Below are 22615 nucleotides of genomic sequence, written 5' to 3'. Positions count from 1 at the left end.
ATGGCGAAAAGCGCGGCAAATTACCACCCCAAACAATGCAAAGCTCCCTCCCGAAGGGGCTGAGATTGGCATAAATACAACAAAAACCGCACAAGGCAGATGCTCGCGCGGTTTTATGCGTTCATTTCAGGCCGACAATCGCCGCCCAACTGACTTTCTGCTCAGCCGTTGAGGCCCGCCAACATCACCTTCGACAGACGCTGGGCGAAGTCCGCCGGATTGGCCGGATGTTCCCCGTCAAGGATCAAGGCCTGATCAAGCAGCAAATGCGCCCCATCCGTCAGCGTCGCCTTGTCGGAGGCGGCTTCGAGCTGCTTTGCCAGAGAGAGGATCAGTCCGTGATCGGGATTGACCTCGAGGATCGGCTGCAAGCCCGGCTGCGCGCCCTGCTGGCCACGCATCAGCTTCTCGAACCGACGGTCCGGGCCAAAGTCCGGCGCAACGATACAGACCGGGCTGGTAGCCAGACGCGAGGAAACCCGCACATCGGACACGGCCTCCCCAAGGGTCTCCTTGACGAAGGCCACCAGAGCCGCAACGGCACCCTTGTCCTTGGCCTCTTCCTCTTCATCCTTCTTGTCGTCCTCGTTGCCTTCCTTGGCCGGTTTGGCGATGGCATCAAGATCCTCAGCCCCTTGCGAGATCGACTTGAAGCCCTTGCCTTCATAGCCCAAAGCAGTCTGCACCCAGAAGGCATCGACCGCGTCGCTCAGCAACAACACTTCCACGTCGCGCGCCTGATAGCCTTCGAGCTGCGGGCTGGCCAGAATGGCCTCCTTGCTATCGCCAAGCGCATAATAGATCGCGGTCTGGTTCTCTTTCAGCCCCTCGATATAGTCTGCCAAGGTCCGGCTCTCGCCCTTGGTGGTGTCAAAGCGCACCAGCTTGAACAATTGATCGCGGCGCTCGGGATCTTCATAAAGCCCTTCCTTGATCACCGCGCCAAAAGCCTGCCACAGGGAGGCAAATTTCTCCGCATCTTTCTTGGCCACCTTTTCCAGCTCGGACAGGATGCGGTTGGTCACACCCTTGGAAATGGCGCTGAGGATCGGATTGTCCTGTAACATCTCGCGTGAAATGTTGAGCGGGATATCCTCGCTGTCGACAATCCCGCGCACGAAACGCAAATAGGCTGGCAGGATCTCGGCATCGTCGGTGATGAAGACTCGGCGAACATAGAGCTTGATGCGGCCCTTGCGGTTCGGATCGAACAGATCGAACGGTTTATGCTCAGGCACGAAGGCCAACACATTATATTCGGTGCGGCCCTCGGCGCGATAATGGATCGTCAGGGCCGGATCATCAAACTGCCCGGAGCTATATTGATAGAATTCTTTATATTGCTCGTCGGTGATCTCCGACTTCGCCTTGGTCCAGAGCGCAGACCCATCGGTCAGCTCTTCCTCTTCCAGCGCACTGGTTTCCTCATCGATCCGCATCAGGCGGATTGGCACCGGTACGTGAGCGGAATAGTCCCGCACGATCCGTCGGATCGACACCGCATCGGCAAAGCTCTTCTCATCCTCTTTCAAATGCAGCACGATCTTGGTGCCGCGCGGCAGGCTGTCTTCCTCATTGGCCGGCGCAATCTCATAAGACCCTTCACCGTCGGAAATCCAGCGCCAGGCCTCCGCGTCCCCAGCCCGACGGGAGACAACCTCAACCTTGTCGGCCACCATGAAGGCGGAGTAAAAGCCGATACCAAACTGACCGATCAGCGCAGACCCGTCGTCGCCACTGGCCAATTGATCGAGAAAGGCGCGGGTGCCCGAGCGGGCGATGGTGCCCAGATTGTCAATCAGCTCGGCCTTGCTCATGCCAATGCCATTGTCAGCCACAGTCAACGTGCCCGCCTCGCCATCAGAAGACAAGGTGATCTTGAAATCCGGGTCATCCTTGACGAGATCGCCATTGGTCAGCGCCTCATGGCGCAGTTTCTCGCAGGCATCCGCTGCGTTCGAGATCAGCTCACGCAGAAAAATTTCCTTGTTGGAATAAACCGCATGAACCATCAAGTGAAGCAAACGGGAGACCTCGGCCTCGAAGGAATGGGTCTCTGTTTCGGCTGCTGTCTGGGTGTCTTGGTCAGACATGGTCAGATCCTTCCTGTTTTCCAATCATATTGAGCCAAAGTCGGCTCGGTCCTCATGCATCTCCCCACATCCCTCGACCGTGATCCCGAAGAGACCACCATAGGCAAGCATGACGTGGGGAGGTTTGACACAGCATCTAGCAACCCCGACCAACGCTTTCAAGATGGGGCAAGGCCGCAAATGGCACAAAAAAAACGGGATGCCGTGAGGCACCCCGATAAGGAGCTGTTGGGATGTTGAAACGCGGCCTGTGTGATCGGCCAATTTCCTGACAAGCCGATCGAACCCGATGCTGCTGATGCCTCCCGCGATTTTGGTCGAACCGAAGAGACTGAGACGGGTCTTTGCAAATGCTCATCAAAAGGGGGCAGAGGCTCACATTTGCAAATCGCCGCGTGACAACAGGTCTTATATTGGGGGGAGGTGATGGTTTTCCAAGGGCTGAAATAAGGCAATTTTGTGATTTTCGCATGAAAATCAATGCATTATGAAAATTCTGTAATCTTCCTATTTGTCCGATTGCATGGCTGTGCTTCGACTAGCCTGCCGCCGCGCCCCTAAGCCTTGCCCAAGGCCTGCACCTGCAGCCTCTTGCCAAGCTGCTTTTTTGCGGCAATCATGAAACATCACCCGACAGACCCTATATAGAAAGAATGCACACGACAGGGACGGACCCATGATTTGAGGCCGCAAACCGGCAAGGAGGATCGATTGCTCGATAACAGTGATGAAAGTGTGACGCGACCGGCGGAGCAGAGACCCGCCACGGTGATTGGCCATTCCCAAATGGCCCCGTCAGCCCCACCGCAGATCTGCTTCAACCGGGTTGAACTGATGGCAATCCTCAATGTCTATGGCCGTATGGTCGCCGCCGGAGAAATGCGCGATTATGCCATCGACACCCTGAAGGACCGAGCCATATTCTCCATTTTCCGCCGCACCAGTGAAATGCCGCTTTATCGCATCGAGAAACATCCCAAACTGGCCCGCAAACAAGGCGCCTTCTCCCTTGTCTCGCAACAGGGCCAAATTCTCAAGCGTGGCCACGATCTGCGCCCAATCCTTGCATTGCTCAATCAGAAACTGATGAAGTTGGTCGAAAAGTGACCGGTCGATTCTAGCGGATCGAAAAGCCCTTCCAAGCAATGCACCCAAAGAAAAAGCCGCCCCGAATGGGAGCGGCTTTTCTTGTGTTTCACTTTGGCCCGGCGACTATTCGCGATTGCCAAACAGCTGCAGCAGCATAATGAACAGGTTGATGAAGTCCAGATACAGACGCAGAGCGCCCATAATGGCTTTCTTACCCATGGTATCGGCGCTGTCGCCTTCAAAATACATTTCCTTGATTTGCTGGGTGTCATAAGCGGTGAGACCAGCAAAGACCAGCACGCCGATCACCGAGATGGCGAACTGCAGGGCGTTGGAGCCAAGGAAGATGTTAACGATCGACGCGATCACGATGCCGATCAGACCCATCATCAGGAAGCTACCCCAACCGGACAGGCTCTTGGTGGTGGTATAGCCATAGAGGCTGAGACCAGCAAAAGCAGCGGCGGTGATGAAGAAGACCTGAGTGATCGACTGAGCGGTGAAGACGGCGAAGATGGAAGCAAGAGACACGCCCATCAGCGCAGCATAGGCCCAAAAGACCATCTGTGCGGTGCCCGCGCTCATTTTTTGAATGCGGAAGCTCAGGAACATCACCATTGCGAAAGGCGCGAACATGATGACCCATTTCAGCGGGCTGGCAAACAGGGTGGCACCCAGCTGGGTATAGCCAATCACCTTGCCATCAACGACGCCGAACGCCATCGAATAGGTGACATAAGCCAGAAGACCAGTCACACCCAGTGCGATGGCCATATAATTGTAGACCTTGAGCATATAGCTGCGCAGGCCCTGATCGATCTGAGCCATCTCGGCGGCGCGGCCGCTTAGATGTGCGCTCTGACGGAAATCATTCGACATGGTTTCTCCTCAAAAAACTCGAAAGTTATCACGGTCTGGCGGCTCGTCGGGTCTACCGACAGGGAAGACGAGCTGAGCCATCGCTGTTCCTTCAAACGACGTATGGACATTATATGGTAGGCTTTGGCACCAAGCTCAAGCCCTTTTTCGGACCAGTTTGCGATTCACGTCAAAAGGTTACGAGAATTTAATCTCATCCTCGCACCCAGCCGGAAGTGTAAGCTTTTGTTAACCAGCCCTGAGGATCCGGGCGGGTTTTTTGTTGAGGCTCGACCATGTGCCGAGCAAACCCAGCACCACGGTTGCCACCATTGCCAGCAGCACAGCGACCACGGCCGCCATCGGCTGGAAGGTGAAAGGCATGTCCATCACCTGCGTTAGCACCAAATAGGCCGCACCATGGCCGATGCCAAGGGCGAACAGAGCCGTGATCAGGCCCAGAAGACCATATTCAAGGCTGTAGGCCGAGAGAACCTGCCGACGGCTGGCCCCCAGCGTTTTGAGGATCACCGCATCATAAATCCGCTCCCGCTGACCCGCCGCCAAAGCACCGGCCAGCACCAGAATGGAGGCAAGGATCGCCAGTGAGGATGCAGCCCGCATGCCCCAAGCCAATTGCCGCACCAGATCATTGACCCGATCTAGCGCCTCCCCGACCCGCACCGTGGTGACCGTCGGAAACTCCTTGATGACGGCTTTCATCACCTCCGCTTCCTGCGCACGAACCGCATCGGGTACCTGCTCCCCCTCACCGTTGAGGGACAGGGTCGCCAAATGGGCATGCGGCGCACCCGCAAAGGTGTTGGGCGAGAAGACCATGACGAAATTGATCGCCATCGATTGCCATTCCACCTGCCGCAAATTGCTGATTTCAGCGGTGAGCGTCCGGCCCAGCACATTGACCGACAGGCTGTCGCCAATCACCAGTCCCAGCTCATTGGCCAGTTCATAATCGAACGAGACCAAGGGTTTGCCCGCATAGTCTGCTGGCCACCAGTCCCCTTCCATCAGGGTGGAATTGTCCGGCAAGTCGGCCGAATAGGTGATGCCACGATCACCGCGCAACACCCACCTTGCCCCGTCAGGTGCATCATATTCACTGGACGGAATGCCCTTCAGCTCTGTCAGCCGGCCACGCAGCATCGGCACCCGCTCCCTCTCGCCATTGGGGGCAAGGGCGTCAAGCCGCGCCTCGAAGCGTTCAACCTCGTTGTTCTGGATATTGACAAAGAAGAAGTTCGGCGCTTTTTCCTGCAAGTTTCCGGTCAATTGGTTCTGCAAATTGAGATCGATCAGCACCAAGGTCACCAAAAGGCTAAGCCCAAGCCCCAAGGACAAAGCCACCGACGGGGTCAGTGCGCCGGGGCGATGCAGATTGGCAATCGCCAGACGCGGCACCACCCGCCGGATGCGCGGCAGCCGCTTGGCCCCTTGCATGATGGCATAGGCAATCAGTCGCAGCAGCGCAAAGACGATCACCATGCCGATCAGAAACCCGACCGCCACCATGGTCACCTTGGCGGTCGCCAAAACCAACCCCACCAGCAAAGCCCCAAGCCCCAGCGTAATCAGCCAGTCCACACGACTGGCATGATAGCGTACCGGGGCAATCTGATCGCGAAACAAAGCCGTCGCCGGAATGGCGCGGGCCCTGAGCAGGGGCCGAATGGAGAAAAGCAATGCTGCCAGCAGCCCGAACAGGGCCGCAAGCCCCAGTTCCTCAGGATGCCACAGGGCAGAGGACAGCGGCAGATTGTCCGGCACCACCAGCGTCATGATATAAGGCACCAAGGCAGCAAAGCTCAGCCCGATGGCAATGCCGATCAGCGCAATCATCAGGATCTGCGCCAGATAAATGGCAACAATCAGCCAACTCGGCGCCCCGAGGCATTTATAACTGGCAATGGTATTTTGCCGCGACTGGATGAAGGCATGCACCGCATTGGCAATGCCGACACCACCCGTAATCAGTGATGCCAACCCCACCAACACAAGGAAGGAGGCAAAGCGATCAATGTTGCGTTTCAGCCCCCGCGCAGCCTCTGCCCGCGAGCGAATCCGCCAGCCATTGTCCGGATAAGTCTCCTTGATCTCGGCCTCGACAGCCTGAATCTCGGAGATGGTCGGAGCCCCATCCATCGCCACGCGGCCCGTCCAGCGGACAATCGCACCGGGCTGCACCAGATCGGTCTCACTCAGATCCTCAAGCGACATCAACAGACGCGGCCCGAGCGCCAGCCCGGTGGCCAGCGCATCCGGCTCGCGCGTGATCACATCGCCAATGATGAAGCGCTTGACGCCAACCATCAGCGGATCGCCAACCTTCAGCCCGAGCCGATCAAGCAACAAGGGATCAGCCAGCAACTGGCCTGTCTCAAGCCCCTTGCCTTGAGCGGTTTCCAGCGTGCCAACCATCGGATAGGCATCGTCCACCGCCTTGATCTCGACCAGCATCTGCTCGGATTGATCTTCCTTGCTGGCCATAGCGCGTAAGGTGGCCACTTCACCAAAGCGGCCAAACTGGCTCAGAAACGCCCGTTGCTCGTCATTGACCCGCGTATGGATCGCCGAGAGCGACAGATCGCCCCCCAGAATCACCCGCCCCTGCTCTTCAAGACCGCCGGTTAAGGTGCGTGACGCCGAGCCAACCGCACCAATGGCAGCGACCCCGAGGGCAATACAGGCCAGAAAAATGTAAAATCCCGCAAGACCGCCGCGCATTTCGCGAAAGGCGAAGCGGAAGGCAAGTTTCATCCACGCCATCCAGCCACGCGCAGGCAGGCTTGGGCCTGCATGAGGCGGTCCGGTTTCAGCCCCGGAGGCTTTGGCAACCATTTGATCCATTCCGCAACCCCTAACCTGCTACCGCACCACTGGCCTGTTCATGGTCGTCTTCAACCAGTTGGCCGGATCTCAGCCGCACCACTCGCTCGCAGCGATCCGCCAGATTGGGGTCATGGGTCACAAGCATCAGGGTCATGCCGCGTTCTTTATGCAGCCGGAACATCAGATCGGAAATTTCCTTGCCAGTCTCGGCATCCAGATTGCCCGTTGGCTCATCGGCAATCAGGATCGCGGGCCGAGGCGCCAACGCCCGGGCAATCGCCACCCTTTGTTGCTCTCCACCGGACATTTCTGCCGGATAATGATGAATTCGCGGCCCAAGACCAACCGCTTCCAACTCGGCTTTCGCCACATCATAGGCGTCGCTGCGCCCGGCCAGTTCCAGCGGAATGGCAGTATTTTCAAGCGCTGTCATGGTCGGCACCAGATGGAAGGACTGGAAAATGATGCCAATCTCCGCCCCGCGAAACCGTGCCAGCGTATCTTCATCCATCGCCGACATGTCGCTGCCATCGACCAGCACCTTGCCCTTATCGGCCTGCTCCAACCCGGCCATCACCATCAAAAGGGTTGATTTGCCAGAGCCGGACGGCCCAACCAGCCCCACTGACTGACCGCGCGCAATATCAAGCTCGATGCCGCGCAGGATATCGACCCGCGAATGACCCGCGCCGAGACTGAGATAAACGTCATGCAGGGAGATGATGACAGGATCGAGGTCACTGTGTGGTCGGGAGGCGTCAGGCTGGTCGGAAAGGGCAACAGGGGAGGATGAAGTCACGTTGATCATATCCTATATTAAGGGCGAGCCTTGATCTGTCGCGCAGGACAGCTACGTAAACTGAATAGTTTCCCTTATATGGGAAGTCGAAAATCAGATTCAACAATCACGCCTTTGTCACCTTATGAGACCCTTTATGCCCAAAACCCCAAAAGACCAAAGACCCCAGTCGCAGGCAGCCACCCGTGATCTGACCCCGCTTCTACGGCTGGCGATGGCTGGCAGTTTTCTTTTGCTCCTGCTTTTCGTGACACTCACCCGCCTGCACGCTGCCGAACCTATGCGCATTCTGGCCTTTGGCGACAGTCTGTCCGCAGGCTACCAGCTGCCCGCTGGCAAGGGCTTCACCGATCAGTTGCAGAAAAGTCTCACCGAGCAGGGATTGAACGTCGAGGTGATCAATGCGGCGGTCTCTGGCGACACCAGCGCCAACGGTCTGTCGCGCCTTGACTGGTCAACCCCTGACGGGATCGATCTGGTGGTGCTGGAACTGGGTGCCAACGACGCTTTGCAGGGTCTGCCGGTTGACAAGACCAAGGCCAATCTCGCCGCCATGATCGAAAAATTCCGTGCCAAGGGTGCCAAGGTCGCGCTAATGGGCATGAAAGCCCCCCCCAATATGGGTCAGACATATGTCTCTGCCTTTGACGCAATCTATCCGGCACTCGCCGAGGAAATGAACGTGCCCTTGCTACCCTTTTTCCTTGAAGGCGTTGCCGGTGATCCCTCCCTCAATCTGGCAGATGGCATCCACCCCAATCCCCAAGGCATTGAAATCATCGTCAGCAATGTTGCACCTTTCCTCCTTGACATAGTAAAAGACCTTAACTGATCAGGGGCAATTTCGCTCCCTGCCACCCTTCTTTTTCGTTCATTGCATGTCCCGCACCAGCCCCCGCCTGTTTTTGCGGGACAGACACCAGCCCTCCCGACGGTCCGGCAATACGGACCCGTTCGCCAGAAATTGAATTGGATCTCACCATGGAAATGAGAAAACTCGGTCGCACCGACCTGGAAGTCAGTAGTCTGTGCCTTGGCACCATGACATGGGGTGAACAAAACACCCAGGCCGAAGCCTTCGAGCAAATGGATTATGCCACCGAAAACGGCATCAACTTCTTTGACACAGCAGAGCTCTATGCCATTCCGCCCAAGCCGGAAACCCAGGGCCGGACCGAAGAAATCATCGGCAACTGGCTGCACGAAAAGGGCAACCGCGACGAGTTGATCATTGCCTCCAAGGTCATAGGTCGCAGCGGCATGACATGGTTTCGCAAGGATGGATCCCCCGGTCAGCTGAACCGCGCCCAGATCAACGAAGCGGTCAATGCCAGTCTCAAACGCCTGAAAACCGACTATATCGACCTCTACCAGATCCATTGGCCTGATCGCAATGTCACCCAGTTTGGCGCCAACCCGATCATCTATGCCCACCCGCGGCAGGCAGAAGACGAAAATTCCATCGCCGAGATTCTCGATGTGATGAATGATCTGGTCAAGGCGGGCAAGATCCGTCATCTCGGCCTGTCCAACGAGAGCGGCTGGGGCACCATGCGCTTCGTCTCGGAAGCCGATGCCGGCAAGGGGCCACGCGTTGTATCCGTCCAGAATGCCTATAGCCTGCTGAACCGGACCTTCGAGGTCAATATGGCCGAGATCGCCATGCGCGAGAATGTCGGCCTGCTGCCTTATTCCGTGCTCGGACAGGGTTTCATCACCGGCAAATATCTTGACGGAAAACGCCCACATGGCGCGCGTGCCACCCTGTTTGACCGCCAGCACCGCTACACCACACCGGGAGCAGACCCGGCCATTCGCGGCTATCTCAAAGTGGCTGAGGACTTCAATGTCGACATCGCACAATTGTCCATCGCCTTTGCCACCTCGCGCCCCTTTGTTACCTCAACGATCCTTGGCGCAACCACCCTTGAGCAGCTCAAAATCGACATTGCCGCCCATGACATGGTGGTGACCGAAGAGATGGAAGCCGCCATCAATGCGGTCCATATGGTCCACGCCAACCCGTGCCCATAAGCAAGCAAAAAATCGCAGAAACCAACAAGGGGTCGCCCTGCCACAAGGCTGGCGACCCGTCACTTTTCTCCACTGCCTCATATGGTTCATGGATGATCAGGCAAGCTTTTAAGGCAACGTCACATATTTTGAGCTATTCTCATTGCGTGACAGATCTGAAGTGATTCGCACCGGCATTTGCATCAGACTATCAAACGCTCATGTGCCGATCATTTCGTCTGGAACACGGCTTTTTGGCCACGCCGACACAGACGTCGTGCCCCCAAATCCTGCACGGGAGCGAAATGATGCCACGCTTGTTTGCCGGTTTGGAAATCCCCCCTTCCATCAGCAATCTGCTGTCCTTGCAAAAGGGCGGTCTGTATGGTGCCCGCTGGGTGGACCAATCCAACTATCACATCACACTGCGTTTCATGGGCGATGTTGACTATGCGCTCGCCAATGAAATTGTCTTCGAGATGTCGCAAATCCAATATCCTGAATTTGATCTGTCCCTCAGAGGCTTTGGTGCCTTTGGATCAAAGAAACCTCACTCGGTCTTTGCAGCGGTGCAGAATAGTGAAGATCTCTATCTGCTCCATCGCGAACTGGAGCAGCGGATGAACAAGATCGGCCTGAAGCCGGACAAACACGATTATACGCCGCATGTCACCCTCGCCCGCCTGAACAAGAATGCCGAAGCGATCGACGTGGCCAATTATCTGGCCATGCGGGGCAATTTCCGCACCGAACAATTCAGTGTGCCGCGCTTTGTGCTCTATTCTGCCAAGGACAGCATTGGCGGCGGGCCTTATGTGGTCGAGGAAAGCTTCGATCTATTGTAGGGTCCTGCGGAAGAACGTTCAACGACAGCGAGCGATGAGAAAGTCGCTTGCCCGGTCGATCATCGCATAAACCGCACCAAAACCACGATCGCCCCCATAATAGGGATCGGGCACCTCATCAAAGCCCAGATCATCCGCGACCTCGCAATAATCTAGATAGAGCGCCAGCTCCGCGATGCCGTCCCGCGGTTGGATAGCCTGCAGATCGGCCAGATTGTCCCGGTCCATCGCCAAAATCAGCTCGAACTCATAAAAATCCTGTCGCCGCACTTTGCGCGCCCGCAAATCATCCATCGCGATACCATGCTGACGGGCAATGCCCACCGAGCGTCGGTCTGGCGGGTTGCCCACATGCCAAGGTCCGGTGCCACAACTGTCCAGCCGGACCTGCTCCCCCAATCCCGCCAACTGCAGCTTGTGACGCATCACCCCTTCAGCCAGAGGAGAGCGGCAGATATTGCCCAAGCAGACAAAGAGAATGGATTGGATGCCTCGCGCCATACTGGTCAGCCCCGCTTTTGGTGGTCTGTCCCGACCACCAATGGATCGCGACATCAGGATCGATGCAATTTAATCTAGACTTCAACAGGCATCACCGCAACAGCCCGCAAGGCTGGTATAGGTAACTCACCAATATTTAATTGAAAAACCGAATAAAAATCATGTGCTTCCAGCCAGAAGCCACGGCTTGTTTACCATTTGACTTTCTACTTCCTTAATTATTTTCCTATAACTTTACGTCGTACGCGACGGAGAAAACCATGCCATACTATATCGGTGACAGTGACCTCGAAAAGCACCTGCTCTCATTTCTGATGCAATCGGCCCATCAGGGGATGTCACTGGTGAGCAACGAGATGGAAGTCGTTTTCATCAACAAGGCGGCTTGCGACATGCTCGGCCTGCCCATTGAAGTGCTTGAGGAAAACCCATCCCTCGAATTCTTGCTGCGCTATCTGGCCGAACGGGGCGTCTATGGCCCTGGCGACCCTGAGAAGCTGGTGCAAGAAGTGCTGGAAACCGCACGCCAGTTCAACCCCATCGAGATCGAGCGCGAACAACCGGACGGGCGCATCATTCGCATGCAGCGCACTCCATTGGGGCATTCCGGTTTCGTCACCATTTACAGTGATATCACCGATCAGCGCACTTATGAAGCCAATCTCGAAGCGACCCAGTATGAACTGGAAATGAAGCTCGAACACAGCCTCGACGAAGTCAATTACCACCGTGATCTGCTGGTCAATGCCATGGATGCCGTTGATGATGGCCTGATCGTTTTTGACGAAAATGACCATCTGGTGCTAGCCAACAAGCGCATGCAGGATTTGTATCCCTCGCTGAAACGCCACCTTGTGCAGAATTCCCATATCGACTGTATCGAAGGCTTCAGTATTCCTGAAAGCCAGCGATCCGAGGACGACGCAACCAACCTGTTCAGCAGCAGTGAGCACAAACTGCATGACGACAACTGGTATCGCATAAACCAGTCCCCGACGGTCAATGGCGGCCGCATCGCGATCTTTTCTGATGTATCGGTCTACAAGGACCAAACCCACAAACTGCAGGATCACACCAACCAGCTGGTCAAATTGTTGCAAAAGGAAATCAACCTGTCAGAAACCCAGCGCGAATTCGTCTCGATGGCGTCTCACGAATTCAAGACACCGCTGGCCATCATCGACAGCAACGCCCAGCGTATCCAGCGCAAGATCGGCGAAATTCCCAATGAGCGCCTGCGCGAACGCATTGGCAATATCCGCGACTCCGTGCAACGCATGCAATATCTGATCAATCGCTTCATGGACTTCTCAACCGATGAAATCACCGGCCTGAAAGTCGAGGCCAAGCGGCAACCTTTCCGCGGGGCGCTGGAAAAATTGTGCATATCCCATCTGGAAATGGGCGAAGACTGCAACATTGTCTGGGATTTGGACGCATTGCCACAATTCGCCCATTTCGACCAGAATATGCTCGACCAATGCGTCAGCAATATCCTGTCGAACGCCATCAAATATTCCGAACCGATGGCTCCGATCACGGTAACGGGTGAACGCACTGACCGGTATCTGAAAATCCGGGTTGCAGATCAGGGCGTTGGCATTCCCAAGAGCGAAATGTCCAAGATCTTCAACAAATACTATCGTGCCTCAACCTCCAGCGGCATCGCCGGCACCGGCATCGGCCTCAACTTCGCGCAGATGGCCCTGAAAGAACATGATGGTCACATTGAAGTCGAGAGTGAAGTCGGCAAGGGGTCCTGCTTCACGATTTTCCTGCCAGCCAAACTGGCGATCGACGACCAAGATGAAAGCACTGCCCCGGTCCGGGCCGTATCCTGACGGAGAAAAGAAATGACGACGAGAATTTTGTGCGTCGAAGACGAAGAATTGTTGCTCGATGATATCGTCGAAGAATTGCAGGATGAAGGCTATGAAACGCTGAAAGCCCACAATGGCAAGGAAGCCATTGAAATCCTCAAACATGAAACCGTCGATCTCATTCTGTGCGATATCATGATGCCGCTGATCGATGGCCTGACCACCCTCAAACTGGTGCGCGAACGCCTGCCCCAGCATAACGAGGTGCCGTTCATTTTCCTCACCGCCAAGGCCACCCGCGAAGACATTCTGGCCGGCAAGCGCTTGGGCGTTGATGACTATCTTACCAAACCCATCGATTATGACCTGCTGCATGCCACCATCAGTACGCGCATCAATCAGGTGCACCGCTTCCGCGACACCAACGAGGAACGCCTGAAGCGCATCTACAATGCCCTGAAGGAAAAACAGAGCGACAATGCGCCTCTGTCCGTCTCACTGATAGCCAAGTCCCATTCCTACGTCGCCCCGATCGAACAGGGCTTGAAGGAAGTGGGCTGCATGGTCGAGTTCATTCAGGAAGAGCATCTGTCAAAGCGCAAGGATGCGGTGGAGGAAAATGATCTCTGTTTTCTGCTCTACAGCAAAGTGGTGCATTTCTATCTCTCTGGCCTGATCAATACCAAAAAGACCCATGGGCGTGGCAAGATGGTGCTGCTATGCAACGACAAGGTCGATGAAAATCTCAAAAAGGCTCTGGTCGATCTGGGTATCGGCCGAACAATCGATTACCCCTTCCCGCCGGTCAAGATTTTCAAAATCATCATGGCGGCGATGCAGAACAAATAGATCGCCAAAGCACGACCATCGCTCCATCCATCCGATCAATGCAAGGCCCGTTGCAGGGCTTGATCCATCGGTGCAGCGCGGCCTATGGTCCGTTCAGAACAACCATATGCGCCGACAAAATGCGTCCTTGTGGCTCTCAGCCATGACGCTTGGCTGCAAATGCCTTATCATCAAGACATTGCGACACGTTGAAGGGTGGGCAACATCATGAAAAACAAACTGCAACTCATCACCTATATAGACCGCCTCAGTGGTGGCGGTGTCGCAAATCTCGACGCGCTGCTCAATGGTCCTCTGGCTGGTTTGTTTGGCACGGTGCATTTGTTGCCCTTCTTCGATCCCTATGACGGGGCGGATGCGGGCTTTGACCCCAAGGATCACACCATCGTCGATCCAAGACTGGGCACCTGGGACGATGTCCGTCGCCTGTCGAAAAGCCATGACATCATGGCCGACCTGATTGTCAATCACGTCTCTGCCGAAGGCGCTGCCTTTCAGGACTTTGTTGAGAAGGGCGATGCCTCGGACCATGCGGAGATGTTTCTCAGCTATGCATCGGTTTTCCCCCAAGGGGCCACCGAACAGGAGCTGATGGCAATCTATCGCCCCCGTCCCGGCCTGCCCTTCACCTATATCACCCTGAAGGACGGCACCAAACGCCTGATCTGGACCACCTTCACCGCCAACCAGATCGACATTGACGTCCATAGCGCCAAAGGCGCGGCCTATCTCGAGCGGATTCTCGACACATTCGCCGCCTCCGGCGTCACCACCATCCGACTTGATGCTGCGGGCTATGCCATCAAGAAACCGGGCACCAGCTGCTTCATGATCCCCGAGACCTATGATTTTCTTGAGGCGCTCAGTAACAAGGCCAAGGCCCGCAACATGGAAGTGCTGGTCGAAATCCATAGCTATTATCAGGATCAGATCGCCATCGCCCAAAAGGTCGATCGGGTTTATGATTTTGCCTTGCCACCGCTGCTGCTTCATGCGCTCTTCACTGGCGATGCAAACCCGCTGGCAAACTGGCTGGAGGTCAGCCCACGCAATGCCCTGACCGTGCTCGATACCCATGACGGCATCGGCGTGATTGATGTCGGCGCGGCGTCCGATGGTCGCCCCGGCCTGCTTGAACCAGACGCCATCGATCAGCTGGTCAAAACCATGCATGAGCGCACGGGGGGCACTTCGCTCAAAGCCACCGGGGCTGCGGCCTCCAATCTCGATCTTTATCAGGTCAATTCCACCTATTTCGACGCCCTTGGTCGCCGCGATCAGGACTATCTGATCGCCCGCGCTGTCCAATTCTTCGCCCCCGGCATTCCGCAGATCTATTATGTTGGTCTACTCGGCGCGCAAAATGACATGGACCTGCTCGCGCGCACCAATGTCGGGCGTGACATCAATCGTCACTATTTTGCCGAAGGCGAAGTCGTCGATGCAATGAACAGCCCGATGGTGGCCGCGCTGATCGATTTGATCCGCTTCCGCAATGACCATCCGGCCTTTGACGGCAGCTTCTCACTCGCGCAGCCGGATGCCTCAAAATTGGTGCTGAGTTGGAAGAGTGAGACAGCAAGCGCCACCTTGAGTGTCGATTTTGCAGCGCTCCAAGCCAATATCCACCACACCGCCAACGGCGTGGAAGGAGCCTTCGTCATTGCCCCCAACAGCGCCTGATCGACGATCAGGCGCGGCTCACCCCGAATAAGAAAATATGCCTGCGGCAGAAAACGGGCAAACGACCAACGCGTTTGGCGGCAAACGCTCAGAAACGAACACACATCAATCACCCAAAGCCCGGTTTAGCCTCCCCTTCTGAGGGGCTTTCCGAGTGGGGATGGCTGGCCTTGTCCCTTTTTTACCACGCGATCACCAAAAAACGGCAAACCCATTCCAAGCCTCCGCTTGCATCACCCGTCTGTTGGCGACAGAGGGCCTCAGCTATCTTCATGAAATAGCAGTGTAATTGCGGGTTTTCACGACTTCCGCCCGCTCTGCTTGGCGATCATGATCGCTTCGAGCCCCGCCACGCATTCGATCCGGTCTTTCAGTCAATCGCCTCAATCAAAAAACAACAGTTTTTGAGCATAGTTGTCAATTCATGTTTGTTTTATGGAATTAATATGACATTTTTTGTGTGAAATGACCATTTATACGCATTTATACCGATAGTCTATGATCGTTTATCGACTTAGTGTTGGCTCTGACAAAATCTCTTGGCAGGTCTAAGCGCATTGGGAGGTGCCTGACCATCTGGCCTCTTGAAGACGGCCTGTCAGGATTGTGGAGGAAACCTATGTCAGCAAAAAGACCATGCATCGGTGTCGTCGCACTGGGTCGACCAACCTTCGACGTACCTTTTGCAGAAGAGATTCTGGCCAAAGCCTGGGGCGCTCTGGAAAGCCTCAATGCCGATTTGATTGGCAAGCCGGAGTTGCTCTTCGATGCCGACGCGGTGCTGGGTGCACTGCCTGCGCTCAAAGCGCAAAAACTTGACATGCTGCTCCTGCTGCAAGTGACATTCACCGACGCAACCATGACCGTCGAATTGGGCAAGGAAATCGACGCCCCCTTGGTCATGTGGTCTTTCCCCGAAGCCCGCACCGGTGGTCGCCTACGGCTCAATTCCTTCTGCGGCGTCAATCTCGCCAGCCACGCGCTCAGCCGCAATGATCTTTCCATCGACTATATCCATGCGGACGCCGACAGCCCGAAAGCCATTGAAGACATCGCGCTTCTGGCCAAGGCCGGTGCCATCGTCAATGAATTGCAAGGGGCCAAACTCAAGCTGGTCGGCGAGCATCCCGACGGCTTTGATGCCTGCAATTTCAATGAGCAGGAGCTTCAAACCCGCTTTGGCATCGATGTCGACCGCATTGGCATCAGCGATTTCATCAATCAGGTCAAAGCCTTGCCTGATGACGTCGCCGACGCCCCCTATGAGCGCAGCAAGGCCCAGTTCCCCAATCTCGGCGAGCTGGATCAGGAAGCCACCCGCAAGACCCTCAAAGTCTATTCCAAGCTGCGCACGGAAGCCGATGAAAAGGGCTATAAGGGCGTTGCTGTCCGCTGCTGGCCGGATTTCTTTGTCGAATATGGCTGCGCGGCCTGCGGGGCGCTTGCTCTGCTCAATGAAGATCACACCCCGGCAGGCTGCGAAGCCGACATGATGGGGGTTGTCACCTCCCTTACCCTGCAACAGGCCTCCGGCGGCTCGGTCTTCAATACCGATCTGGTCGATGTCAACATTGAGGACGACTCCATCGTCTTCTGGCATTGCGGTCAGGCCCCGATCGACATGGCCGACACCGACCAAACCATTCAGGGCACCATCCATTCCAACCGCAAAATGCCGCTCCTGTCCGAATTTGCCTTGAAGCCGGGCCGCATCACCATGGCCCGCTTCTCCCAAGGCCACGGCAAGTTGCGGCTCCTTCTGGCCGGAGCGGAGATGATCAAGGCTCCACTGGCCTTTTCCGGCACCGCTGGCACCGCCAGACCGGATATCCCCGTCAAAGACTTCCTTGACCGGATGATCAATGAGGGGCTCGAGCACCATACGGCGCTGACCTATGGCGAGCATCGCCCGATCATGCGCGCCATCGCCAAACGCCTTGGCATCGAAGTCGTCGAACTGACCTGACCAATTGGCGCCTGCCAATAGGGTTCAGCATTGGGTCGGGCGGCCAACTGCCCCGCCCGCCTCTGTCAAACGGCATGCTTGAAAAAGGATCGCACCATGCTTGCAGCGCTTGAAAAGGGTCTCAACAGGATCAACAGCCCCATCGGCAAACTGGGCAGCTGGATTGGTGGCTCGATGCTGGTCGTCATGACCGTCATTGTGCTGTTGCAAATCCTGTTTCGCTATGTCCTCAACATGCCATTGAGCTGGACCGATGAAGCCTCGCGCTTCCTGATGATCTATATGGTCTATCTCTGCCTGCCGATCATCTATCTGCAGGACAAGAACATCGCCATGACCTTCCTGCTTGATGCGTTAAATGGCTTACGAATCAAGCATCTTCTGATGATCCTCATCCACTGCCTCGCAATCCTCACCTTTCTGGTCTGGATCAAGTTTGGCTATGACTTCTTTGCCCGCGGTTCGAGCCGTGCCGACAGCCTGCCCATCACCATGAATGTGATCTACATCGCCCCGCCGTTGCTGATGGGTATCACGCTCCTGTCCGCGCTGCAAAAGATCGTCTCCGAGCTGCGCCAATTCATCCATTTCAAACCCGCCGAACAAGAGCCACAGGCTTGATTGATCCAGAAAGCTAAAGGACGAACATCATGGTCTCCCCAATCTTTGCCGTCTATTTTCTGGCCTTCCTGCTGATCGGTCTGCCGGTTCTGTTTGCGCTCGGACTGTCGCCAGCCATCGCCCTGTTTCAGGCCGACAAGGTGCTGTTCATGAACATGCTCTACCAGCGGCTTTATGCTGGTCTGGACGTGTTTCTGCTGCTCGCCCTGCCCTTCTTCATGCTGGCGGGCGAATTCATGGTCAATGGCGGCATCACCACCCGCATCATCACCTTCTCCCAGACCATGGTCCAGCATCTACGCGGCGGTCTTGGCCATGTGGTGATCATCGCAGCCACCCTGTTCGGCGCCCTGACCGGCTCATCTGTGGCCGCCACCTCGGCCATTGGCAACATGATGATCCCGGAAATGGAGCGCTACAAATATGACCGCACCTATGCGGCGGCGATCACGGCGGCGGCGACCGTTCTGGGCACCATCATCCCGCCAAGCGGCATCATGCTAATCTATGCCTTCGTGATGAACACGTCGGTCGCGGCGATGTTTATGTCCGGCATTGTGCCCGGCCTGATCCTCTGCGTCGCCCTGATGCTGGTCAATCGCTGGCAGATCAAGAAATATCCTGCCGTTGAGCAATTCGAACGGGCCTCTCGCCCGGAACGCTCGGCCGCCTTCAAGGCAGCCATCCTGCCGCTCTTGACCCCGGTCATCATTCTGGGTGGCATCTATGGGGGCATTTTCACCCCGACCGAAGCGGCTGCCATCGCCGTCTTTTATGCCTTCATCCTCTCCATCTTCATCATGCGTCTTCTGAAGATGAAGGATGTCTTCCCGATGTTCGTGCGCATTGCCATCAATGCCGCCGCCATCCTGATCATCGTCGCAGCAGCCAGTGGCTTTGCCTCTGCCATTTCCCTGTCGGGCATTGCCAAGGTCATCACCACCTTCTTCTATTCGATCACCAAGGATCCGCTGGTTCTGTTCTTCATTATGAACATCTTCCTGTTCATTGTCGGCATGTTCATAGATGCTGGGCCCGCCATTCTGATCTTCGCTCCGATCCTTGCCCCGATCATGACAGCCGTTGGCGTTGATCCGGTCCATTTCGGCGTCGTCATGGTGGTCAATCTTTCCATCGGACTGGCAACCCCGCCCATGGGCCTTGTCTTGTTCGTCGCTTCCGGCGTGTCCGGTGTGCCGCTTCAGAAAATCTCCAGAGCGATCATTCCTTTCTTGCTCGCGGAATTCCTGGTGATCTTTCTGATTTCGTTCTTCCCGTCCCTCGTTATCGGCCTGCCCAAGCTGCTGGGCATGATGTAGGGCGCGGAAATCCTGGAGGAGGCTGGCGTCTAACAACCACACAACGCCAGCGCGATTTTACCATTGGAGGTAAAGATGAAACTGAAAAAACTGGGTCTTGCGCTTCTCGCCGCCGGCTTCATGGCAGGAACCGCACAGGCTGCCGACTACAAGCTCACCGTGCCCCATGTGTCCAACACGGACAGCTACAATCACCAGTCCCTGCTGGTCTTCAAGAACTTTGTCGAAAACCATTCCAATGGTGCCATCGAAGTCGAAATCTTCCCCGGCGGCCAGCTGTGTGGCAATGCCCGTGAATGTCTCTCCGGTGTCCAGTCTGGCATCTTTGACTATTTCCAGACCACCATTGCCGAGCTGGCCAATTTCTGGGCCCCTGCCGGTGGTTTCGACCTGCCTTACATGCTGCGCGATGACCGGGTTGCCGAATGCGTCTATGACAATGAAGCCTTCCTTGCCGACGTCCGCAAAAATGTGCTCGACGCCACCCAGAATGTCCGCCTGATGATGGTCTCCAACTCCGGCGGCTGGCGCAACTTCGCCACCACCAAAAAGCAGATCAAATCCCCTGCTGACGTGGCTGGCCTCAAAATCCGCACCGTGCCTGCCCCAATCCAGCAGGAATTGGTCAAGGCCCTTGGCGGCGCCCCAACCCCGATCGCATGGCCAGAAGTCTACACTGCTCTGTCCACTGGCGTGGTTGATGGCACCAAAAATGGCATCGTTGACATCACCACCATGAAATTCGAGGAAAGCCTCAAATATCTGGTGCTCGACGGCCACGCCTATATGGGCGGCGTCTGGGTGATGAACAACGACCGCTTCGCCGGCTTCCCGGATGAGCTGAAACGCGTCGTCATTGATGGCGTAGCCGCCCAGAACCAGTTCCTGCGCGTCTATCCAAAATGGAAAGAATTCGACGCTTACGACACCTTCCGCAAGGCTGGCGGCACCATCTACACCCCAAGTGCAGCCGAGAAGAAAGCCTTCCAGGAAGCAACCGCGCCTGTGAAAGACTTCTATCTGGCCAGCGCTGGCGACGAAGGCAAAGCATGGCTCGACCGCTTTGAAAAAGAAATCAAGGCCTGCGAAGCCAAGCTCGACTCAGACTTCGACGCCGCTTCCAAATAAGCTTTTTGCGAGCAAAAAAGATCAGGGGGCGGCCATCCGCCCCCTTTTCACGAAAGCGCCAAAACGCCTCTTCCCCAATGCCCCTGCAGTGGATCCAGTGCCATGAAAATCGAACAATCAAAAACCGGCTTTCTCCTCTCCCACAAAGGCAAAGCCTTGTTGCGCCATTCTGAAAAAGCACCAGCGCTCTATTTGGGTGAAGGCGATCCAACCTTTGACATGTATCGCGGCAATTTCGATATTTCGGATTATCTGGTCGAGCGCATCGCCATGCGCCACTTCACCATAGAGAAGCAGGATGGAGCCATCCGGATCCAATTCATCTTGGCCCACGAACCGGTCATCACCTTGCTGGCCGAAGAAACCGCCGAAGGCCGCCTCAAAATCAGCTTCCTTGAGGCCAAAGCCAATTTCAACCGCTTCTGGCTCCGGCTTTGCGCCAGCGCCGATGAAAAGATCTATGGCTGCGGCGAACAGCTCACCTATCTCAATCTGCGCGGCCACAATTTCCCGCTCTGGACCTCTGAGCCCGGCGTCGGCCGCAACAAATCGACCTATGTCACATGGCAGGCCGATGTGAAGGACCGCGCCGGCGGCGACTATTACAACACCAACTATCCGCAGCCGACCTTTGTCTCGTCGGAGAAGTATTTCGTTCATCTGGAAACCACCGCCTATGCGGATTTCGACTTCTGCAACGCCGATTTCCATGAGCTGCAAAGCTGGAACATCCCCGACTATCTCCTGTTCGATGCCGCCGACAGCTTCCCCGCCCTCATTCGCAGCATCACCGGAATCTTTGGCACCCAGCCTGAGCTACCCGACTGGGTGCTCGACGGGGTCATTCTGGGCATTCAGGGCGGCACCGACATCACCATCGAAAAGCTCAAACGCGCCCGCGCCGCAGGCGTGAAAGTGTCTGGTGCCTGGTGTCAGGACTGGCAGGGCATCAAAATGACCAGCTTCGGCAAGCGCCTGCAATGGGACTGGCAGTGGAACGAAGACCTCTATCCCGGCCTCGACAGGGAAATTCATGCCCTCAAAAAAGACGGCATCCGCTTCCTTGGTTATATCAATCCCTATGTGCTGGAGGATTTCCCCCTTTACCGCGAGGCCGAAGCCAACGGCTATCTCGCCACCCGCGACGATGGCAGCAAATATGTCGTTGATTTTGGCGAATTTTATTGCGGCGTCGTCGACTTCACCAACCCGGCGGCCTGCGACTGGTATAAGGGCGTCATCAAGACCAACATGATCGACTTTGGCCTGTCGGGTTGGATGGCTGACTTTGGCGAGTATCTGCCCACCGATTGCGCTTTGTCGAACGGGGTGTCGGCCGAAATCGAGCATAATCACTGGCCGACCCGCTGGGCCAAAATCAACCATGACGCCATCGAGGAAGCGGGCAAGACCGACGATATCCTCTTCTTCATGCGTGCGGGCTATACGGGCATTCAGCGCTATTGCCACGCCCTGTGGGGCGGCGATCAATGCGTCAACTGGAACATTGATGACGGCATCCCGTCCGTGATCAATGGGGCGCTGTCCTCAGGCCTGCTCGGCAATGGCATCCATCATTCCGATATTGGCGGCTATACCACCTTGCACGGTATGAAACGCGACCGCGAGCTCTTTATGCGCTGGGCCGAAATGGCCGCCTTCACCCCGATCATGCGCAGCCATGAAGGCAACCGCCCCGCTGACAATCATCAATTTGACAGCGACAATGAGACCCTCGCCCATCTCGCCGCTATGACCCGGATCTTCACCCATTTGAAGCCCTATATCAAAGCGGCCTTGAAGGAAAACACCCTCACCGGCATGCCCGTCCAGCGGCCTCTCTTCATTCATTATGAAGAGGATACTGAGTCCTACGAGGTGATGCATCAATATCTGTTTGGCCGCGATTGCCTCGTTGCCCCGGTCTATGAGCAGGGTGCCAGCAAGCGCAAACTCTATCTGCCGCCCGACCAATGGATTCATCTCTGGACCAATGACCATTATGAGGGCGGCTGGGTCGAGGTCGACGCGCCGCTGGGCCAACCTGCAGTCTTCTACCGCGCCAGCAGCGCAGACGCGGTTCTGTTCAACAAGATCCCCGACATTGCCAAAGGCCTCGCCTGAAACACTGCCGAACCCCACTGAAAAGCCCCGCAGGCTGGTCATGCCTGCGGGGCTTTTGCT

17 protein-coding genes are annotated in these 22615 nt (G+C 56.1%); 12 read left to right on the top strand and 5 right to left on the bottom strand.

The genetic code is table 11. The features are described 5' to 3' along the window. Nucleotides 1–161 precede the first annotated feature (161 nt). Nucleotides 162–2093, bottom strand: a complete 1932-nt coding sequence (gene htpG / locus DSD30_RS04190; protein WP_114008638.1) for a molecular chaperone HtpG — start codon at nt 2091–2093, stop codon at nt 162–164. Nucleotides 2094–2879: 786 nt separating this feature from the next. On the opposite strand from htpG, the gene DSD30_RS04185 reads away from it, so the two are divergent. Further along, entirely contained in the window at nt 2880–3200 is a 321-nt protein-coding gene (locus DSD30_RS04185) for a DUF2794 domain-containing protein (protein WP_114008637.1), read from the top strand. A 105-nt stretch (nt 3201–3305) separates the two neighbouring features. Here DSD30_RS04185 and DSD30_RS04180 read toward each other — a convergent pair whose 3' ends face one another. The 3 genes from DSD30_RS04180 to DSD30_RS04170 form a co-directional block, all read right to left on the bottom strand. Then, on the bottom strand, nt 3306–4061 hold the full coding sequence (locus tag DSD30_RS04180; RefSeq protein WP_114008288.1) for a Bax inhibitor-1/YccA family protein: 756 nt from the start codon (nt 4059–4061) through the stop codon (nt 3306–3308). 228 nt (nt 4062–4289) lie between these two features. After that, on the bottom strand, nt 4290–6905 hold the full coding sequence (locus DSD30_RS04175) for an ABC transporter permease (protein ID WP_245418349.1): 2616 nt from the start codon (nt 6903–6905) through the stop codon (nt 4290–4292). Between the two features lie 10 nt (nt 6906–6915). Then, the gene (locus DSD30_RS04170) at nt 6916–7611 is read right to left on the bottom strand and encodes an ABC transporter ATP-binding protein (protein ID WP_425359448.1); all 696 of its coding nucleotides are present in this window, start codon (nt 7609–7611) and stop codon (nt 6916–6918) included. Nucleotides 7612–7822: 211 nt separating this feature from the next. Between DSD30_RS04170 and DSD30_RS04165 the strand changes: the two genes are divergently transcribed. The 3 genes from DSD30_RS04165 (at nt 7823) to thpR (ending at nt 10544) form a co-directional block, all read left to right on the top strand. Continuing rightward, a complete protein-coding gene (locus DSD30_RS04165; RefSeq protein ID WP_198662811.1) occupies nt 7823–8518 on the top strand; it encodes an arylesterase in 696 nt (231 codons plus the stop codon). Nucleotides 8519–8667: 149 nt separating this feature from the next. Then, entirely contained in the window at nt 8668–9720 is a 1053-nt protein-coding gene (locus tag DSD30_RS04160) for an aldo/keto reductase (RefSeq protein ID WP_114008634.1), read from the top strand. A 287-nt stretch (nt 9721–10007) separates the two neighbouring features. Next, nucleotides 10008–10544: an RNA 2',3'-cyclic phosphodiesterase gene (thpR, locus tag DSD30_RS04155; RefSeq protein WP_114008632.1), complete on the top strand. Its 537-nt coding sequence runs from the start codon at nt 10008–10010 to the stop codon at nt 10542–10544. Nucleotides 10545–10562: 18 nt separating this feature from the next. On the opposite strand, the gene DSD30_RS04150 is transcribed toward thpR, so the two are convergent. Then, nucleotides 10563–11099 (bottom strand): low molecular weight protein-tyrosine-phosphatase, encoded by a 537-nt coding sequence (locus tag DSD30_RS04150; protein WP_245418348.1) that lies wholly within the window; start codon nt 11097–11099, stop codon nt 10563–10565. Between the two features lie 206 nt (nt 11100–11305). Here DSD30_RS04150 and DSD30_RS04145 point away from each other — a divergent pair, with 206 nt between their 5' ends. From DSD30_RS04145 to DSD30_RS04110, 8 genes are all read left to right on the top strand, one after another. Beyond that, nucleotides 11306–12886 (top strand): sensor histidine kinase, encoded by a 1581-nt coding sequence (locus DSD30_RS04145; RefSeq protein WP_114008286.1) that lies wholly within the window; start codon nt 11306–11308, stop codon nt 12884–12886. Between the two features lie 12 nt (nt 12887–12898). Next, nucleotides 12899–13714, top strand: coding sequence for a response regulator (locus tag DSD30_RS04140; RefSeq protein WP_114008285.1), 816 nt, complete (start codon nt 12899–12901; stop codon nt 13712–13714). Nucleotides 13715–13921: 207 nt separating this feature from the next. Then, complete coding sequence (gene gtfA / locus DSD30_RS04135; protein ID WP_114008284.1) at nt 13922–15397, top strand: sucrose phosphorylase; 1476 nt, start codon at nt 13922–13924, stop codon at nt 15395–15397. Between the two features lie 619 nt (nt 15398–16016). Then, nucleotides 16017–17363 carry an L-fucose/L-arabinose isomerase family protein gene (locus DSD30_RS04130; protein ID WP_114008283.1) on the top strand — a complete coding sequence of 449 codons (1347 nt, stop codon included), beginning with the start codon at nt 16017–16019 and terminating at the stop codon, nt 17361–17363. A gap of 96 nt (nt 17364–17459) precedes the next feature. Continuing rightward, on the top strand, nt 17460–17984 hold the full coding sequence (locus tag DSD30_RS04125; RefSeq protein ID WP_114008282.1) for a TRAP transporter small permease: 525 nt from the start codon (nt 17460–17462) through the stop codon (nt 17982–17984). Nucleotides 17985–18013: 29 nt separating this feature from the next. After that, entirely contained in the window at nt 18014–19303 is a 1290-nt protein-coding gene (locus DSD30_RS04120; protein WP_114008281.1) for a TRAP transporter large permease, read from the top strand. 75 nt (nt 19304–19378) lie between these two features. Next, nucleotides 19379–20431: a TRAP transporter substrate-binding protein gene (locus DSD30_RS04115; protein WP_114008280.1), complete on the top strand. Its 1053-nt coding sequence runs from the start codon at nt 19379–19381 to the stop codon at nt 20429–20431. A 102-nt stretch (nt 20432–20533) separates the two neighbouring features. Further along, complete coding sequence (locus DSD30_RS04110) at nt 20534–22555, top strand: alpha-glucosidase (RefSeq protein WP_114008279.1); 2022 nt, start codon at nt 20534–20536, stop codon at nt 22553–22555. Nucleotides 22556–22615: the final 60 nt, after the last annotated feature.

It is taken from the genome of Cohaesibacter intestini (assembly GCF_003324485.1).
GTDB lineage: Bacteria > Pseudomonadota > Alphaproteobacteria > Rhizobiales > Cohaesibacteraceae > Cohaesibacter > Cohaesibacter intestini.
This window is presented reverse-complemented; position numbering and strand designations above follow the sequence as displayed.

Bases quoted from the DNA above. Each gene is read 5' to 3' on its own strand.
- htpG (WP_114008638.1), bottom strand. From the start codon at position 2,093: ATGTCTGACCAAGACACCCAGACAGCAGCCGAAACAGAGACCCATTCC.
- DSD30_RS04165 (WP_198662811.1), top strand. From the start codon at position 7,823: ATGCCCAAAACCCCAAAAGACCAAAGACCCCAGTCGCAGGCAGCCACC.
- DSD30_RS04130 (WP_114008283.1), top strand. From the start codon at position 16,017: ATGTCAGCAAAAAGACCATGCATCGGTGTCGTCGCACTGGGTCGACCA.
- DSD30_RS04110 (WP_114008279.1), top strand. From the start codon at position 20,534: ATGAAAATCGAACAATCAAAAACCGGCTTTCTCCTCTCCCACAAAGGC.
- DSD30_RS04145 (WP_114008286.1), top strand. From the start codon at position 11,306: ATGCCATACTATATCGGTGACAGTGACCTCGAAAAGCACCTGCTCTCA.
- DSD30_RS04140 (WP_114008285.1), top strand. From the start codon at position 12,899: ATGACGACGAGAATTTTGTGCGTCGAAGACGAAGAATTGTTGCTCGAT.
- DSD30_RS04175 (WP_245418349.1), bottom strand. From the start codon at position 6,905: ATGGATCAAATGGTTGCCAAAGCCTCCGGGGCTGAAACCGGACCGCCT.
- gtfA (WP_114008284.1), top strand. From the start codon at position 13,922: ATGAAAAACAAACTGCAACTCATCACCTATATAGACCGCCTCAGTGGT.
- DSD30_RS04150 (WP_245418348.1), bottom strand. From the start codon at position 11,099: ATGTCGCGATCCATTGGTGGTCGGGACAGACCACCAAAAGCGGGGCTG.
- DSD30_RS04185 (WP_114008637.1), top strand. From the start codon at position 2,880: ATGGCCCCGTCAGCCCCACCGCAGATCTGCTTCAACCGGGTTGAACTG.
- DSD30_RS04125 (WP_114008282.1), top strand. From the start codon at position 17,460: ATGCTTGCAGCGCTTGAAAAGGGTCTCAACAGGATCAACAGCCCCATC.
- DSD30_RS04160 (WP_114008634.1), top strand. From the start codon at position 8,668: ATGGAAATGAGAAAACTCGGTCGCACCGACCTGGAAGTCAGTAGTCTG.
- thpR (WP_114008632.1), top strand. From the start codon at position 10,008: ATGCCACGCTTGTTTGCCGGTTTGGAAATCCCCCCTTCCATCAGCAAT.
- DSD30_RS04120 (WP_114008281.1), top strand. From the start codon at position 18,014: ATGGTCTCCCCAATCTTTGCCGTCTATTTTCTGGCCTTCCTGCTGATC.
- DSD30_RS04115 (WP_114008280.1), top strand. From the start codon at position 19,379: ATGAAACTGAAAAAACTGGGTCTTGCGCTTCTCGCCGCCGGCTTCATG.
- DSD30_RS04180 (WP_114008288.1), bottom strand. From the start codon at position 4,061: ATGTCGAATGATTTCCGTCAGAGCGCACATCTAAGCGGCCGCGCCGCC.